Annotated in this window: 14 protein-coding genes; 2 read left to right on the top strand and 12 right to left on the bottom strand. The window is 72.8% G+C overall.

Going from position 1 to position 16864, the window contains the following annotated elements:
• Positions 1–60: 60 nt before the first annotated feature.
• The 11 genes from AB0I22_RS11175 to ddaH form a co-directional block, all read right to left on the bottom strand.
• A complete protein-coding gene (locus tag AB0I22_RS11175; protein WP_363130442.1) occupies positions 61–1419 on the bottom strand; it encodes an NAD(P)/FAD-dependent oxidoreductase in 1359 nt (452 codons plus the stop codon).
• A 207-nt stretch (positions 1420–1626) separates the two neighbouring features.
• Positions 1627–2172 carry a hypothetical protein gene (locus tag AB0I22_RS11170; protein ID WP_363130441.1) on the bottom strand — a complete coding sequence of 182 codons (546 nt, stop codon included), beginning with the start codon at positions 2170–2172 and terminating at the stop codon, positions 1627–1629.
• 236 nt (positions 2173–2408) lie between these two features.
• Positions 2409–3320: a kinase gene (locus AB0I22_RS11165; protein ID WP_363130440.1), complete on the bottom strand. Its 912-nt coding sequence runs from the start codon at positions 3318–3320 to the stop codon at positions 2409–2411.
• 128 nt (positions 3321–3448) lie between these two features.
• Positions 3449–6730, bottom strand: coding sequence for an amino acid adenylation domain-containing protein (locus AB0I22_RS11160; RefSeq protein ID WP_363130439.1), 3282 nt, complete (start codon positions 6728–6730; stop codon positions 3449–3451).
• On the bottom strand, positions 6727–7992 hold the full coding sequence (locus tag AB0I22_RS11155; protein ID WP_363130438.1) for an ATP-grasp domain-containing protein: 1266 nt from the start codon (positions 7990–7992) through the stop codon (positions 6727–6729). Before AB0I22_RS11155 ends, AB0I22_RS11160 begins: the two co-directional genes overlap by 4 nt.
• Positions 7989–9479: an argininosuccinate lyase gene (gene argH / locus AB0I22_RS11150; RefSeq protein WP_363130437.1), complete on the bottom strand. Its 1491-nt coding sequence runs from the start codon at positions 9477–9479 to the stop codon at positions 7989–7991. Before argH ends, AB0I22_RS11155 begins: the two co-directional genes overlap by 4 nt.
• The gene (locus AB0I22_RS11145) at positions 9476–10552 is read right to left on the bottom strand and encodes a cysteine synthase family protein (RefSeq protein WP_363130436.1); all 1077 of its coding nucleotides are present in this window, start codon (positions 10550–10552) and stop codon (positions 9476–9478) included. The genes argH and AB0I22_RS11145 overlap by 4 nt, the downstream gene beginning before the upstream one ends.
• 606 nt (positions 10553–11158) lie before the next feature.
• Positions 11159–11878, bottom strand: a complete 720-nt coding sequence (locus AB0I22_RS11140) for a VTT domain-containing protein (RefSeq protein ID WP_363130435.1) — start codon at positions 11876–11878, stop codon at positions 11159–11161.
• On the bottom strand, positions 11871–12665 hold the full coding sequence (locus tag AB0I22_RS11135; RefSeq protein ID WP_363130434.1) for a lysophospholipid acyltransferase family protein: 795 nt from the start codon (positions 12663–12665) through the stop codon (positions 11871–11873). Before AB0I22_RS11135 ends, AB0I22_RS11140 begins: the two co-directional genes overlap by 8 nt.
• Positions 12662–13411 carry a GNAT family N-acyltransferase gene (locus tag AB0I22_RS11130; RefSeq protein WP_363130433.1) on the bottom strand — a complete coding sequence of 250 codons (750 nt, stop codon included), beginning with the start codon at positions 13409–13411 and terminating at the stop codon, positions 12662–12664. Before AB0I22_RS11130 ends, AB0I22_RS11135 begins: the two co-directional genes overlap by 4 nt.
• Before the next feature lie 179 nt (positions 13412–13590).
• On the bottom strand, positions 13591–14439 hold the full coding sequence (gene ddaH / locus AB0I22_RS11125; protein WP_363130432.1) for a dimethylargininase: 849 nt from the start codon (positions 14437–14439) through the stop codon (positions 13591–13593).
• A gap of 257 nt (positions 14440–14696) precedes the next feature.
• Between ddaH and AB0I22_RS11120 the strand changes: the two genes are divergently transcribed.
• On the top strand, positions 14697–15152 hold the full coding sequence (locus tag AB0I22_RS11120) for a flavin reductase family protein (protein WP_363130431.1): 456 nt from the start codon (positions 14697–14699) through the stop codon (positions 15150–15152).
• A 55-nt stretch (positions 15153–15207) separates the two neighbouring features.
• The gene (locus AB0I22_RS11115) at positions 15208–15882 is read left to right on the top strand and encodes a response regulator transcription factor (RefSeq protein WP_363130430.1); all 675 of its coding nucleotides are present in this window, start codon (positions 15208–15210) and stop codon (positions 15880–15882) included.
• A gap of 94 nt (positions 15883–15976) precedes the next feature.
• Here AB0I22_RS11115 and AB0I22_RS11110 read toward each other — a convergent pair whose 3' ends face one another.
• Positions 15977–16765 (bottom strand): ABC transporter permease, encoded by a 789-nt coding sequence (locus AB0I22_RS11110; protein ID WP_363130429.1) that lies wholly within the window; start codon positions 16763–16765, stop codon positions 15977–15979.
• Between the last annotated feature and the right edge of the window lie 99 nt (positions 16766–16864).

Here is a 16864-nt window from a genome sequence, read left to right as displayed (position 1 = left end):
ATCGCGCGGCGGCCCGTAGGCCCGGCCCGGCACGCCATGGGCGCGGCGCCCGTCGCCCTTTCAGTGACGCGCGGACATGGCCTTGGTGTGCTCCCGCACTTGATCGGGGGTCAGGTAGGAGTCGGTGTACTCGAAGTCGCGCAGGGCCGCGGGGCGCCGGAGCTGGAAGCCGGTGCGGACGAAATCGTCGCCGGCGGCGGCGTTCAGCAGCCAGTTGGTCACCGTGCGGATCTTGGCGACGTTGGTGCGCAGCGCCATCAGGTGGTAGCCGCGGGCCACGGCCTGCGCGGAGATGCCCTTGAGCTCCACGCCCAGCGGCTTGGAGACGGCGTCCTTGCCGCCGAGGTCGACGACCAGGCCGAGGTCCTTGTGGACGTACGGGCGCAGCGGGGCGCCGCGCAGGGTGGCGGTGAGGTTGTCGGCGACCGCCTTGCCCTGGCGCTGGGCGTGCTGGGCGGTGGGCGGGCAGATGGCCCCGTCACCCGTGTGGACGTCGGGCACGGCGGCGGCGTCGCCGAGGGCGAAGACGCCGTCGAAACCGGGCAGCGTCATGCGGTCGGTGACGGCGAGCCGGCCGCGTACGGTCTCCGCGTCGAGGGTGGCGACGAGCGGGCTGGCGGCGACGCCCGCGGTCCAGATCAGGGTGCGGCAGGGCAGTTCGCGGCCATCGGTGAGGGTGACCGTCTCCGGCCCGGCCTCGGCGACGGAGACGCCGAGGGAGATCTCGATGCCGCGGCGCTGGAGCACCTTCATGGCGTCGGCGCCGAGCTTGTCGCCGAGCTCGGGCATCAGCTTGGGCGCGACGTCCACGAGGTGCCACTTGATGAGCTTCGGGTCCAGTCGGGGGTAGCGGGTGGCCGCCGCGGTGGTGATGCGCTGGAGGCAGGCGGCGGTCTCGGTGCCCGCGTAGCCGCCGCCGACCACGATGAACTGGAGCCGCGAGACGCGCTCGGCCTCGTCGGTGGCCGCGTCGGCGAGGTCGAGCTGGGCGATGACGTGGTCGCGGATGTACGCGGCCTCGGCGAGGGTCTTCATGCCGCGCCCGTACTCCTTCAGGCCCGGGATGTCGAAGGTCCGGGTGACGGAGCCGGGGGCGAGCACGATGTAGTCGTAGGACTCGTCGACGACCTCGTCGGTGATCTTCCTGATGACGCAGACCTTGGCCGTGCCGTCCACGCCGATCGCGCCGCCGGGGATGATCCGGGTGCGCCGCAGCCCGCGCCGCAGGGAGACCGCGACCGACTGCGGGGTGAGCACCCCGGAGGCCACTTGGGGCAGCAGGGGCAGATAGAGCTGATAGCTGAAGGGTGCTACAAGGGCGATCTCCGCCTCTCCAGGGGCCAAGGTGCGCTCCAGCCTGCGGGCGCACTCGACTCCGGCGAAGCCGCCGCCGACGATGAGGATCCTGGGTCGCGTCATGATCTGTCTCCTGCTCGGTTTCGCGGGCTCCTACCCATGGTTCGGGCATTCGCGGCGCTCCGCCTCTCGGCGGGGCGCGGGGAGCAGGCGGCCGGGCGGGCGCTGTGCGTACGGCGGGTGACGCTCTGACCAGAGGTGCGGCGGGGCGGCGGAGTGCTCCGACCGGGGGTCAGCCCTTCGGGCCGTCACCCGCCCGCCCCTTCCCCGCTAACCCGTCTCGCCCGCCTCTTCGAGGAGCGCGCGGGCCTTGGCCTCCGCCTCGTCGTACCGGTCGGGGTACGCGGACCGCTGGACCTCCTGGGCGACCTGGCCGGCGGTCCAGGCCGGGTGGCCGCGGTCGACGGTGACCGCTCGGGTGAAGAACGAGTTCGCGGCGTACGCGACGTCCATGCACTGTTCGGGCGTGCCCCAGCCCTGGCTCGGGCGCTGCTGGAAGACGCCGACGGAGTCGCGGTCGCCGCACGCGAGGTTGTTCATGTGCGACTCGACCCAGCCGGCCTCGAACCCGGCGAGCAGCACCTTGTCGCCGACGCCCAGGTCGCCGCCGACCCGGTGGACGACCCTGATGACCTCCGCGTCATGGACGGACGGCACCTGGCACGCCGCGTCCGCCCCGAGTTCCGTCGCGGGCGTCCGGTCTCCGCGCGCGGGCCCGGACTCGCCCGCCCCGGCCGCCGACACCGACGGGCACGACAGGGCCCACGCGCCGAGGACGAGAGTGCCGAGGTAGATGGCTGACCGCCTGATGGGCATGGGCACCTCTCGGCATCTCTGCACGACTCCGCACGTGGCCGCACGTCTCCGCGTGTCTTTAGACGGATCCGTGCGTCTTTACACGTCTCCGCACATCTCTTACCCCCCGGAGACACTGACCGGTCGGCGAACCGGCCCTCCCGGAGAGCCACATGGCTCATACCCCGCACGCCGGGCCCGGACGCCCGGCACGCCGCCCCCCGGCCGGTCCCGGCCGGACACGAAGGTCCCGGAAGTTAGTGAAAGCTCAGCGTGCGGTACACCGTGACGTTTCCCGCCAGCTCCTCGCACGCCTGCGCCGCCGCGGCCAGCCGGCCCACGCACGCCGGGTCGGCGGTGTCCAGGAGGATGCCGAGCGTCGTTCCGCTGTGGCCGACCACCACGCCCAGCCCGCCCATCTCCTCGCAGACGGCGATCATCGCGTCGAGCGACTTCTTGTGGCGCAGCGCCTGGTTCATCCGCGCGCTGCGTGTGGCGACCGCGCCCACCTCGGCGAGGTCGCGGCGCGCCACCGCGCCGGTGAGCCGCTCCAGGAGCCGGGCGTACTCCCGCTTGTCCGCGGCGGTGAAGGGCTTGGGTATCCGGTTGAAGTCGACCGTGTCCACCGCGCCGCCCTCGTCGATGCTCACCACGGCCATCGACGGCAGCGAGCCCAGCCGCGCCCGCAGCCGCACGCTGCGGTGGTGGAAGGCGACGACGGCGGGGTAGAGCACGCCGTCGGTGGGCTCGATACGGGCCAGGTACCGCTCGATGCGGCGCGGCGGCATCGGCAGGTCGAGGGCGTTGCCCACGGCGCGGGCGGTGGCCACCAGGTCGGCCGAGGAGCTGGCCAGTCCCTTGCCCTCGGGCAGCATGCTGTCGATGGTCAGCAGGCCGCCGCTGGGGCCGGGGGCCTCGTCCATGATCATCGAGACGAGCCGCAGCGCCTTCTTCTTGTGCGGCGGCCATACGTGCAGCCCGTCGCTGTCCGGGTACGTCTGAAAGGTGACCGACGTCCACCGGGCCACCGGCAGCGTCACCAGGAAATCCCCGTCGTCCTCCGGCAGCACCCCTTGCAGCAGCTCGCCGAACGTCCCGAACGTCGAGCTCATCCCGGTGGCGCCCGTGCGGTGCCCCCCGGTGAGCGCGACTTCCCCCGTCATCGTCATGAAGATCTCCCTTAGCCTGCACAGAACTTGCTGGGACCGTCCGGGCGGTGGCACGCCGAGTGCGTCGCGGTCCGACGCGGCGTCACCTCTCTGGCTGACGTGATGTCACGTCACGGCCCGACGCGGCGTCACACCGTGGTACGCCGCGGCCGCTCGCACGCGGCCCGTACCAGCGCCGCGCTGTCCGCCGGGGACGCCCGTACGAAATACCGCCCGCCCTGGGCGAGTTCGCGCAGCCGCACGGTGTCCGCGACCAGCTTCCACTCGCCGTGCCGCTCGCCGAACCCGCCGGCCGCCGCGTCGTCCCGGGCGACGACGACGTCCACCGCGGACGTGATGCCGTACCGCTCGGCGTTCTGCCGGACGGTGATGAGGTGGCTGTTGGCCGTCAGCACGTCGTGGCGGTAGGCCGAGCCCACCACCTCGGCGCGCTCCGGCTTGAGCCCGTCGAGTTCGACGTAGGCGCTCTCGGAGCGCAGCCGCGCGAGGAGGGTGCGGTTGTCGGCGTCCGCGACCGTCCGCATCTCGCGCCGCAGGTCGTCGATCTCCTCCAGCAGCAGCGCACCGATGAAGACGCGCTCCGCCCGGCGGCCGTCGGTCTCCAGCAGCCGCGCCGTCTCCAGCGCCGCCGCCGCGCCCTCGCCGTGCCCCCACAGCAGTACGGGCGTACCGATCCGCGCCGTGATCTCCGCGTGCACCCGGCGGGCCACCTCCGCCACGTCGGCCAGCGACTCGCCGTCGCCCACCAGGTCGTGGCCGGGCGGCTCCACCCCGTACACGGCGATCCCGTCACGCTCCAACTCGGCGGCCAGCGCACGGAAGTTGACGGCGTTTCCGCCCGCGTAGGGGAAACAGACCAGGCTGTGGTGCGCGGCGTCCACCCGGGACAGCGGCTGGAGCAGGCCGTCCGCGGGCGGAGTGTCGCCCTCGGGGTGCGTTCCGTCGAGGGTCGCCGCGAGGGAGCTGAGCACCGGGTATCTGACGAGCTGTTTGAGGGAGAGCTCCCGGTCCATGCGGACCACGAGCCGCACCCCGGCCAGTGAGGAGCCGCCGAGTTCGAAGAAGTCGTCGTCCCTGCCGATGCGTTCCAGCGGGGCGTTCAGCACCTCCGCCCAGAGCGTGGCCAGGCGCTGCTCGGTCGGGGTGCGCGGCGCGACGTAGGGCGCGCCGCCGTGGCCGAGGGTGCCGGCCAGCCGGGTCAGCGCCTTCTTGTCCACCTTGCCGTTCTCGGTCAGCGGCAGCCGCCGCAGGCGGTGGAAGTAGGTGGGCACCATGTAGTCGGGCAGCGATCCGGCGAGGAAGTCCCGCAGCCGCTCGGCGGACAGTTCCTCGCCGCCGGTGAAGAACGCGACGAGGTTGCGGGGGCCGCCCGCCGCGCCCTCGATGACCACGGCGGCGTCGCGCACGCTTGCCATGGCCAGGAGCCGGTTCTCGATCTCGCCGATCTCGATGCGGAAGCCCCGGATCTTGACCTGCTCGTCCCGGCGCCCGAGGTACTCGATGCGCCCCTCCGGCAGCCAGCGGCCGAAGTCCCCCGTGCGGTACATCCGGGTGTTGGCCCGGAACGGGTCGGGGACGAACGCCTGCCGGGTCCGCTCCTCGTCGTTGATGTAGCCGCGCCCCACGCAGACGCCGGAAAAGGCGATCTCGCCGGGCGAGCCGAGCGGCACCAGGGCCAGATTCTCGTCCAGCACATAGGCGTTGACGTTGCGCAGCGCCCGGCCGACCGGGACGGAGTCGCCCTCCGGCGCCTGGTCCAGGACCTCGTGCATGGTGTCGTCGGACACCTCGGTGGCCCCATAGGAGTTGACCAGCCTGATGTGCGGGTACGCCCGGAACCAGCGCCGCGCCGACTCCAGCCGCAGCGTCTCGCCGGTCACCGACAGGGCGCGCAGGCCATCGAGCGGTCGCGGGTGCCGCTCCACGTGCGCGAGCAGCACCTCCAGGTAGGAGGGGACGACCTGGGCGACGGTGACCGCGCCGCGCACGAGCTCGTCGAGGAACCGGTCGACGTCGAGCAGCGTGTCGGTGTCCACGACGCGGGCGCTGCCGCCGACCAGCAGCGGCGCGGCGAACTGCCACAGCGAGATGTCGACGAACGGGGCGGCGGTCTGCGCGCTCACCTCGCCGCCGCCCGCCGTCATGCCCATGTCCTCGATCTTCATATGGAGGTGGTTGAGCAGCCCCGCGTGCTCGCAGAGCGCGCCCTTGGGAGCGCCGGTGGAGCCCGACGTGAAGTAGATGTACGCCGCCTGGCCGGAGGCGATGGAGATTCCGGGGTTCTCCTCCCCCGCCTGAAGGCCCGCCTGTGCTGCCTGTGATGCCTGCGACGCCTGCGACGCCTGCGACGTGATCAAGATGCGCGGCGGCCGGTCGAGCCCGGCCGCGGCCTCCCGTACGCGCTCCTCCGCCGCCGGTTCGGCGAGCACGAACCGGCAGTCGCTGCGGTCGAGTTGACCGGCCGTCCGCTCCGCCGGGAAGTCCGGGTGTACGGGCAGGTAGACGCCGCCCGCCTTGAAGACGCCCAGGGCCGCGGCGATCCAGTCGAGGCCGCGGTCCATGACCACGGCCACCACGTCCTCGGCCTCCGTTCCGGCGTCGAGCAGGGCGTGCGCGTACCGGTTGGCGCGGGCGTTGAGTTCTCCGTACGTCCACCGGTCCGCGCCGTGCACGGCGGCGATCCGGTCGGGGCCGCCGCGGACCTGTGCCTCGAAGGCGTCCACGAACGTCCCCTCCGGCGGCCCGGTCCGGGGCCCTGACAGGCCGTAGAGCTGGGTCTCCGTCTCGGCCGGGGAGAGCAGGCTCTGCCGGTGGTGCGGGGCGTCGGGGTCCGCGGCGAGAAGCCGCAGCGCGGTGAGGTGATAGCCCGTCAGACGGGCTGCGTACTCCTCGTTCAGCGTGGCGCGGTCGAAGAGCACGCGCAGCGACAGCCCGGCACCCTCCCGCGCGAAGGCGACGCGCAGCAGCTCTCCATCACCCAGAACGTCGCGGGCGTCCGCTTCGGAAGCGGCGGAGTCAGCGTCTTCGAGGTCGGCGAGATCGCAGACGATCTCGGCCGCGGGCCCCGAACCCGTCCCCCGATTCTCCGCCGACTCCCTTACCCGCTCCACCAGTTCGGCCCATGTGGAGTTGGCGACGGTCAGCCGCAGCCCGGTCCGACCCGTACCGGCAGACCGCACCTGACCGATGCTCAGCTCGCGTTCCGCCGTCACGGTGGCCAGCACGCGGGCGTGCGCGGCGAGCAGCAGGGCGGCGAGGTCCGTGCCGAGCCGTGTGGCGGCGCGGCGGAGGTCCGCCGTCAGTTCCCCGGGTATCCGGGCGCGGTGTTCGCCGGTCCCGTGGCCGTGCGCGAGGCGCTCGGTCCACCGGGGGGCGCTGGTGGCCACCCCCTGGCTCGCGTTCTCCGTCACTGCCCGCCGCCCCCTTCGTCCCATTCCGTCGCCCGCATCTCGATCCTGATCTGTCGTACGGCCGCACCCGCGCGCCGCGCGGCCTCCTCGGCGTCCCGGCCGGTGGCCACGGCGTAGCCGAGGCGGTCGAGGAAGGAGTGGGTGATGCCCACGGTCTTCCCGGCGGCCGTGGTCGCGTGGGCCAGGACGACGCCGGGGCCGGCCGCGGCCTCGTCCAGCCCGCCGACGGCCGTGACCCGGCCGGCCCCGGGAGCCATGAGGAAGCGGACGGCGGCGTGTCCGGCCGCGGATCCGGGCGCCGGGAGGGAGCCGTCACTGGCACGGGCGACGACCGCGTCGACCAGGTCCGTGCCGGTGGCCGCCTTGACCGCGGCGGGGATCATGCCGCCGGCGAGCCGCGGGTTGACCTCGATGACCACGGGGCCCGAGGCGGACCAGCGCAGTTCGGTGTGGGCCGCGCCCCAGCCGAGTCCGAGGGCGGCGAGCGCCCGTACGGCCGTGTCGGCGAGCGCGGCCCGCACGCCCTCGGGGACGGCCGCGGGCACGTCGTGGCCCGTCTCCACGAAGTAGGGCTCGGGACCGATGTGCTTGCCGACCACGGTGACCACGTCCGTACCGAAGGTCTCCACGGAGAACTCCGGGCCGTCGACGGCCGCTTCGACCAGCAGTCGGCGCGGTACGGGCGTGCCGCGTTCGTCGCCCGTACGGGACAGCAGCCGGTCCGCCCACTGCCGCGTCTCTTCCTCGTCGCGGCAGAGCTTGACGCCGACCGAGCCGGAGCCGCTGACGGGTTTGAGCACCACCGGGTAGCCGATCTCCCGTGCCGCGTCGAGGGCTTCGGCGATCTCGCCGACACAGCGGTGGTCGGGCGAGGGCACACCGGCCGCGGCGAGCAGGTCGCGCTGGGCGTCCTTGCGGCGGCAGCGGGCGATGGCGTCGCCGTCGGCGGCGGGCAGCCCCAGTTTCGCGGCGACCCGGGCGGCGGGCGCCACGAAGTACTCGGAGCTGGAGGCGACTCCGGCGAGTCCGGCCCCGGACGCGAGCCGTTCGCATGCCTCCCGGACGGCGTCGAAGTCCCCGGTGTCGAGCACGAGGGTCTCGACGCGGTCCTCCGCCGCGTACGGATAGCGGTCGGGGTCGCGGGCGAGCAGCACCGGGCGCATACCGCGGGCCGCGGCCGCCGCGCAGAACTGCCGCCCGGTTCCTGTGGTGTTGCTCTCCAGGAAGGCGAACCACCGCCGTCCGCCGCTGGTGTCACTCATCGCGTGCCTTTCCGGTCTGCCACGTAGGTTCCGCCCGCCGGTTCCGCCCCACCGGTGAACTTGGCGGCGGACGTGTGGAGTTCGTGCCGGGCGGCGTCGAGGCGCTCCCGGTGTCCGCGCAGCCATTCGCTGTGTTCCGCCAGGCGTTCGCGGGTGGTGTCGAAGGCCGCGTCGAACATGCCCGGGCCGCCGCCGCGGTCGTGTTCGGCGACCACTTCGCCGAGCGGCGGCAGCGACGCCCGCTCGGCGCCCGGGGTGTCCGGCGGCAGGCGCAGCGCGGTGGCGCCGGTCGCGACGGCCTCGCGCACGGCGGCGCCGACGACGTGGTGCGCGGTCCGGAACGGCACGCCTTCCCGTACGAGGCGGTTGGCGAGGATGGTGGCCGTGACGAAGCCCTCGTCGGCGCGCTGGGCCATCCGCTCCGGCGCGGGGCGGGCGCCGCTCACGAGCACCTGCGCCAGGAGGACGGACTCGGTCACGGTGTGCAGGGCGCCCCAGGCGGGGCCGACCGCTTCGGTGCCCACCTCGATGGAGTTGGTGAACGGGGTGGACTTCATGGTGGCGGCGGCCGCCGTCCAGGCTCCGAGCGCGACGCCCGCCTTGGCTTTGACGTGCTCCAGCAGGAACGCGTTGCGTTTCTGGGGCATGGCCGAGCTGCCGCCGACGAGCCGTTCGGGGAACTCGATGAACGCGAACTCCTGGGTGCTCCACAGTTGGAGGTCGGTGGCGAGCCGGCTGAGCGTCACGCCGACGCCGCTGATGACGGCCAGCGCCCGCAATACGCCGTCCCGGCTGGCGACGGCGTCCATGGCGTGCAGCGGGGGCGCGTCGAAGCCGAGGAGTCCGGCGGTGCGGGCCGGGTCGATGGGCAGGTCCGTGCCGGCGACGGCGCCCGCGCCCAGCGGGCAGCGGCCGAGGCCGGCCAGGGTGTGGCGCAGGGCGTCGATGTCGCGGTCGAGGGCGACCGCGATGCCCGCCAGGTAGTAGCCGTAGGTGATGGGCATGGCGGGCTGGAAGTGGGTGTAGACCGGCATGACGGTGTGCCGGTACGCCCGGGCGCGGGAGAGCAGGACGCCCTGGAGGCGCAGCACTTGGCCGAGGAGTTCGGCCAGTTCGGTGCGGAGCCGCATCGCGGTGATGGTGGCCTTGATGTCGTTGCGGGAGCGGCCGGTGTGCAGTTTGCCGCCGATGTCCGCGCCGAGCTCCGCCACCAGGTGGCTCTCGTACATCAGGTAGAGGCCGCGGGGCGCTGGCTGGTCGAGGAGTTCGGCGAAGCCGGTGGCGCGCAGTCGGCCGATGCGGTCGAGGAGGGCCGCGGCGGCCGGGGCGGGCAGCAGGTCCCGTTCGGTCAGCATGACGACGTGGGCCAGGTCGATGGTGGTGGTGAAGCCGAGTTCGCGGCGGATCTCGGCGGGCCCGGGGTCGCCGTAGACGACGTGCTGGGTGCGGGCGCCGAGGGTGGCGGTGAGCCGGCCCGTACCGCTCATGAGAGCGCCTCGGCGCCGCGCGGGGCGGCCGCGGTCATGGCGACGGAGCCGGGTATCCGCCCGTACGGACTGCGCTGCCAGGCGAGGTGGCTCCATCGCTCCTCGGCCTGGTCGACGCGGGTGAGTTCGACGGGGTCGGCGGGCAGCGCGGCGTCGGTGTGGCCGTTCTCGGCGAGCCAGGCGTCGTCGTAGACGGTGGCCTGGTAGCGGTAGCCCTCGTCGGGGAGCATCACCACGCACAGCGAGTCGGGGTTGCGCCGGGCCCACCACTGGGCGGCGAGGTAGGCGGCGCCGCTGGTCGGCCCCTGGAAGAGGGCGTGCTTGGCGTGCAGGCGGCGGGTGGCCGCGTACGCCTCGGAGGCGGTGCACCAGTGGACGTCGTCGAAGACGGTGTGGTCGAGGTTGGCGGGCCACAGGCTGTTGCCGAGGCCGCGCAGGGCGCGGGGGCCGTCGGGCTGGCCGAAGAGCACGCTGTGGTGGGTGTCGACGCCGATCGCCCGGGTGTGCGGGGTCTGTTCGCGCAGGGTGCGGACGGTGCCGCACATCGAGCCGCCGGAGCCGACGGGGCCCACGACGCAGTCGACGCTCCCGAGCGTGTGGGTCAGCTGCTCGGCGACGACCGCGTACGAGCGGGGGTTGTCGGGGTTGGTGTACTGCTCGGGGCAGAAGCTGTTCGGCCGCTCGGCGCGGATCTCGGCGAGTCTGCGCAGCCGGGCCTCCTGGAAGCCGCCGGTGGGCGCGGGCTCCAGGCAGATCTCCACCTGGGCCCCGAGGTCTTCGAGGCGGCGGAAGAGGTTGGCGTCGATGGCCGGGTCGCTGACGAGGATCAGGTCCCGTTCCATGAGGGCCGCCTGCATCGCCAGGGCGAGGCCGAAGGTGCCCGACGTCGTCTCCGTGATTACGGTGTCGCGGTCCAGGTCGCCGCGTTCCATGGCGCGGCGGAGGATGTAGCGGGCCGGCAGCAGCTTCATCAGCGTGAAGACGGCTCCGTACAGATTCGGGCCGAGACGCACGAGCCGCGGCATCATCTGCGCCTCGGTGATCTCCTGGAACATGGGCATGGTTGCCCCCATGAAAGCTCCCTGCGAATTCGGGGCGAACAGAAAGAACGAGGGTGCTGACCCACGCGGAAATAACCGGTTACGAACCTCCGGCCGATGGGCCGGACTTTATCCGAACGGCGTCGTCACCGAATGGCCGGGAATCCGCTGAAGGCCGCGTGAGCCGGGCTCCGATTTCCGCCCGGCCGACAGCGCGTCGCACGCAACCAGCCCACCATCCCCCGTCAGGACTGCGTAGCCAAGGACCGCGCTCCGGTGCGCGCGTTCGGCAGTCGGTGCCGGCAATGCCGGTGCGCACCAAAGCGGTTCGACGCTACCCACTAGATCAAGAACCGTCAAAGGTCTCCTTGAACGGTCACAGTCGATTCCGCTGCCGCGCGCGAGTGCCGTCGAGAGTATTTGTCGCGTCGCGGTTCTTTACCGGAATCACGGCGGGTCCGCAAGGATGGCGCTGGACACGCCGGAGGGCCGGGACGGATGATTCCGTATTCCCGGCCCTCGTACGGCTGCCGCATCGTCGCGGCGCGGTCCGGCCCGGCGCGGCGCGGACAATCTGATTCGTGCCGGCGCGGACAACCGGATTCGTGGAATCCGGAATTCGACGCGCCGGGCGGTCGTTCAGTCGGAATTCGCGACGCTCTCCGCGACGGTCCCGGACGCGGGTCCGGCGGCGGACCGGGGCCCGCCCCCGCTCACCGCCCGCGCGTCGGGCAGGGGCGCGGCGCCCGGCCCGCCGTGGCGCGCCCGGAGGCGGCGGGCCGACTCGATGGCCCCGACGACCAGGAGGGCGAGGGCGAACGCGAGGAGCAGCCCCTTCACCGGTTCGTCGCTGAAGCTCGCCCCGCCGACGAAGCCGATGGCCGTGCTGCTGACGGCCCACAGGCCGGCCCCGATCGCGTCGAGCGCGATGAAGCGGCGCAGCGGGAACCCCAGGCTGCCGGTGGACAGCCCGGAGGCCACCCGTCCGCCCGGCAGGAAGCGCGCCGCGACGACCAGGGTCGTGGCGTGCCGGGCGACCATGGAGCGGCCCCACTCGTAGCGCTCCCGGCCCTTCTCGCCGCGCATCAGCCGGGCGACCGCCCGCGGCCCGAGCAGGCGGCCCAGGCCGTGGCTGAGGCAGTCGCCGACGAGCGCGCCCGCCGCCGCGACGGCGGCGAGCAGCGCGAGCTGCGGCAGGTCCGAGCCGAGCAGGACGGCCACCATCACCACGGTCGTCTCGCTCGGCATGAACGGCAGCAGCGCGTCGAGGCCGGCCACCAGGAAGACGATCACCCAGAGCCAGGGCGAGTCGAGGGAGGACCGCAACAGCCCGACCAGCTGGTCGAACAGTTCAAACATGGGCGGGCAGCTCCGTGCCGCACACGGCGGAGCGGGTACGGGCGGCCAGGGTGCGCCGGTCGGCGTCCGGGGCGAGCTGCGGATGCGCGGTGACGCGCACGCTGAGCCCGCCGGCGCTGACCACCCTGCGCAGCGACGTGCCGAAGTCCTCGTCGCCGAGGAAAGCGGCCACCGTGCTGGGCGCGCCGTGCTGGCGGTAGTCGATGGTGATCGGCCGTACGGGCGCGCCCGCGTCGATCGCCGCCTGGAAGGTGGCGCGCCGGAACCGGCCGCCGGACGTCGAGCACCAGGTGGTGGCCTGCGGGAAGACCACGACGGACCGGCCGGAGCGGAGCGTCGCGGTCAGCTCCGCGACCGCGCCCGGCAGCGCCCGCAGCCCCTCGCGGTCGATGAACCGGGTGCCGATCCGCCGGGCCAGCGCGCCGATCAGCGGCCAGCCGCCCACTTCCCGCTTGGCCAGCAGCGTCGCCGGTTCGACGGCGAGCACGGCGACGATGTCGAGCCAGGAGACATGGTTGGCGACGATGAGCGTGCCGACGCCGTTCGGTCCGCTGACGCTCAGCGGGTCGGGCGCCGCCTCCAGCCGTACGCCGAGCGCCGCGAGCACGCCCCGGGCCTGGCCGCGCAGCGTCTCGAACTCGGCGAGCCGCTCGCCCCTGGCCACGCCGCGGGTCAGCTCGTAGGTCAGGGCGGCGTAGCGGCGGACCGCCTCCGCCATCGGCACGCGCGGCGCGGCGTGCGCGGCGCAGCCGGGGGTGCACCGCGCGTCCACGGCCCATGGGTTCATCGGGTCTCCCCCAGGAAGTAGCGGCGGTAGCGGTCGTTCAGCTGGTCCATGTCGAGCAGGACGAAGAAGTCGGCGACGTCGAACTCGGGGTCGTGGGCGGGCGCGCCGCACATCCACGCGCCGAGCCGCAGGTAGCCGCGGAGCAGCGGCGGGAGGTCGGCGTAGCTGGGGTGGACGGCCTCCAGGTCGGCGGGCATCCAGGGGCGGTGCGGGTGTACGCGCAGCTCGGCGGGCGAGGAGTGCTTGGCGGTGCCGAGCAGCCAGGCGCTGGAGGCGGCCTGCCCGCCGTCGGCCAGCGGCACGGAGGCGCAGCCGGCCAGGTAGCGGTGGCCGGAGAGCAGGACGTAGCGGGCGAGCGCGGACCACATGAGGTTGATGACGGCGCCGGTGCGGTGGTCCGGGTGGACGCAGGAGCGGCCCGCCTCGACGATGGAGGGGCGCAGCTCGTCCAGCGCCCGCAGGTCGAACTCGCTGTCCGAGTAGGAGTGTTCGGCGCGTCCGGGCGGGAGCAGCCGGTAGGTGCCCACCACCTCGTCCGTGGTCGTGTCGGTGACGATGAGGTGGTCGACGAGTTCGTCGTAGGCGTCCATGTCGTGGCCGGCGAGGGGCGTTTGGAGGGTGGCGCCCATTTCTTCGCCGAAGACCTGGTAGCGCAGCCGCTGGGCGGCGCGTATCTGCTGCGTGGTGTCCGCGATGGAGGTGACGTACGAGCTGGTTGCCGCTGACGCGGTGGATGTCGAGAGCATGAGTGAGCTGATCTCCATTCGATGGGCATTCGGTACCGGCGGCGATCGTCCGCTGCCCTGCTTCGCGGTCCTCCGTGGGACGTTGATCCCTGGTGGAACGACCGTAGGAGCGGTACGCCGGATGGCGCACTGCACAAACGGCAGCGGGTACCCCTGACCTTCGTCAGGTGGCCGCCCCCTCAGCCGGTGCGCAGCTCCAACGTGCAGCACTTGACGCTGCCGCCGGCCTTGAGGAGTTCGGAGAGGTCCAGGCCGATCGGTTCGTAGCCGCGCTCGCGCAGCGCGGCGGCGAGGCGGGTGGCGGCCTCGGGCAGCAGCACGTGGCGGCCGTCGCTGAAGGCGTTGAGGCCGAAGACGGCGGCGTCGTCGTCGGTGGCGAGCAGGGCGTCCGGGAACATCTCGCGCAGGGCCGCCCGGCTGCCCGGGGAGAAGGCGGCGGGGTAGTACATGATCTCGTCGTCGCCGAGCACGGCGAGTGCGGTGTCGAGGTGGTAGTAGCGGGGGTCGACGAGGGTCAGTCCGGTGACGGGCAGACCGAAGAACTCCTGGGCCTCGGCGTGGGAGCGGGGGTCGGTCCGGAAGCCGGTGCCGGCCAGGAGCCGGCGGCCGGCGAGGAGGTAGTCGCCCTCGCCCTCGTTGATGTGCTCGGGCCAGTGCGTCTCGCCGAAGCCGTGCTCCCGGAGCCAGGAGAGGTAGAGGGGCCCCTCGGCGGTGCGCTCCAGGTGCCGGAAGCGCGCGCCCAGGACCCGGCCGTCGACGACGGTGGCGCCGTTCGCGGCGAAGACCATGTCGGGCAGGCCGCCGACCGGTTCGATGACGTCGACGGTGTGTCCGAGTTCGCGGTAGAGGTCGCGCAGCCGCTCCCATTGGGCGAGGGCGAGGCCGCCGTCGACCGGCTTCTCGGGCTCCATCCACGGATTGATGGAGTAGGTGACGTCGAAGTGGCTCGGGGAGCACATCAGCAGGCGGCGCCGTATCGCGGTGCGGGTGGCGGGGGCGGCGGGCGTGGTGCTGCGGGTGTCGGGCATGGCGATTCCCTTTTGGTTTCTCTCGGTGGAGTATCGGCGCGCTCGGTGTGCGCCGCGTGAATCCCGTATGAATCGGGGCGGGCGGAACGGCCGCGGACTGTGGTCCGTTGGCTGGAATTCGGTTCCCGGCAGCTCTGTCCGGGGGAAATCCGATCGGTATCATTTCCCTTCAACGGGAGGAAGGAGCGACAGTGCGTGAAGCCGTCGCCAATGCCGTGGCTGCCGAGGGGATCGACCCTCAGGAGTTTCGGTCAGTAATGGGACATTTCTGTTCGGGCATAACCGTCGTGACGGCCCTCGGCCCGGACGGCCCGGTGGGGTTCACCTGCCAGTCGTTCAGCTCGTTGTCGCTGCGGCCGCCGAGGGTGCTGCTCTGCCCCAGCCGGTCCTCGACGACCTGGCCGGTCATCAGCGCCGCCGGGCGCTTCTGCGTCAACGTCCTCGCGGCCGGCCAGGAGGGGCTGAGCAATGGCTTCGCCCGGTCCGGCGGCGACAAGTTCGGCGGCGTGGAGTGGGATCTCTCCCCCAATGGAATGCCGCTGCTCTCCGGCGTCGCCGCGTGGGTGGACTGCGAACTGCAGGCCGAATACGACGGCGGGGACCATCTCATCGTCACGGCGGATGTCCGTGGACTCGGCGCCGGCGGCGCACCGGGGCCATTGCTCTATCACCGGGGGAAGTACGCGCATCTGACACCCCCGCTGACGGTCTGAGCATTTCTTGCTTTCGTAGATTCTGGCCCGGCGGTGAAACTCGTACGGTGCTCACGTGATTCGAGTGCCGCTTGCCGACGATGAGGCCATGATCCGTGCCGGAGTTCGAGCCGTCCTCTCCACGGACCCCGGGATCGAGGTGCTCGCGGCGGAGGCGAGGGACGGCCTGGAGGCCGTCGAACTGGCTCGCGGTCAGCGTCCGGACGTCGTCCTGCTCGACGTCCGGATGCCCGGCATGAGCGGCCTCGCCGCGGCGGCCGAGATCAAGCGGACCGTGCCGGGGACCGCCGCCGTCATGCTGACCGCCTTCTCCGAGGACGAGTACATCGCCCGTGCGCTCGGCGAGGGCGTCAGCGGCTTCCTGCTCAAGTCCGGCGACCCGCGCGAACTGCCGGCGGGCGTACGGGCCGTGGCCGGCGGCGCCGCCTGCCTCTCCCCGAAGATCGCCCACCGGGTCATCGACGAGCTCGACTCCGGCTCCGCCTGCGCCCGTATGCAGCGCGGAGCGGCGGCCCGGAACCGGATCGAGGTGCTCACCGGCCGGGAGCGCGAGGTCCTCGCGCTCGTCGGGGCCGGGCTGTCGAACGCGGAGATCGCCCAGCGGCTGCACGTGGTCGAGGGCACCGTGAAGAGCTATATGAGCGCGGTACTCAGCCGGCTCCAGGTGCGCAACAGGGTGCAGGCCGCCGTCCTCGCCCACGAGGCGGGCCTGGTGGACGAGGACGACTGAGCGGCCCCTCGAAGCTCGCGCTTCGAGGTTCGGCTGGGCCGGTGCCTCCGGGGGAGTAAGGCGCCGGCCCAGCCGGCTCGGGGGTCCGCGACGCTCAGGCGTCGCGGCGGCGCAGGACGACCGTCGCCGCGGTCAGGAACGCGGCGGCCCAGGCGACGAGGATCAGCAGTCCGGCGACGGGCCCGTACAGCTCGGCCTCGTCCGACATGAACTGCGTGCCAGCCGCCTGCGGCAGGAACTGCGTCAGATCGGTGAAGAAGTCCGCGGGGATCGACTGAAGGATCATCGGCACGATGAGCAGCAGCAGGAACAGCGCCGTGATGGCGCCGGCCGAGCTGCGCACGACGGCCGCGAGCCCGATGGTCAGCACGCTCAGCAGCGCCAAATGCACGGCGATGGCCAGCACTTGACCGGCCACATAGGACATCTCGAAGGTGCCCGCGTCCATGGCGACGCCGCCCGTGGCCACCCCGATCACGGCCAGCACGATGCCCGCGCCGAAGGCGACGCCGCCCAGCGTGATGCTCTTGGCCACCAGCATGCGCGCCCGGTTGGGCACGCACTGGAGGGTGTTGGTGATGCTGCCGGTGGCGTACTCGCCCGTGACGGACAGCATCGCCAGCGCCGCGACGACGAACTCGACGCCGTAGACGGTCGCCAGCGTCGCCGGGCGGGCGACCGAGGCCGTCGCGTCGTGCGAGACGGTGCCGATGCACCCGGCCGTCACGGCCATCACGGCCGCGGCGGCGAGGAGGAAGTACCAGGTCGAGCGGAGCGACCACAGCTTCGTCCACTCGGCGGCCACGGCGCCGGGCAGGCCGCCGCCGGAGGGCCGGGGTGTGGCGCGGGGCGCGGCCGCGGGGGAAGTCGTCAGCGAGCTCATGATCGGACGCGGTCTCTCTGGTCGGTTCGGTGGAGGGTGAAGGGACAGCGCGGACCGGTGACGGCCCGGCGCGGGCCGGCGGCGGTTCGGACGGTGCGG

Source organism: Streptomyces sp. NPDC050610 (assembly GCF_040654875.1).
Classification (GTDB): Bacteria; Actinomycetota; Actinomycetes; order Streptomycetales; family Streptomycetaceae; genus Streptomyces.
This window is presented reverse-complemented; position numbering and strand designations above follow the sequence as displayed.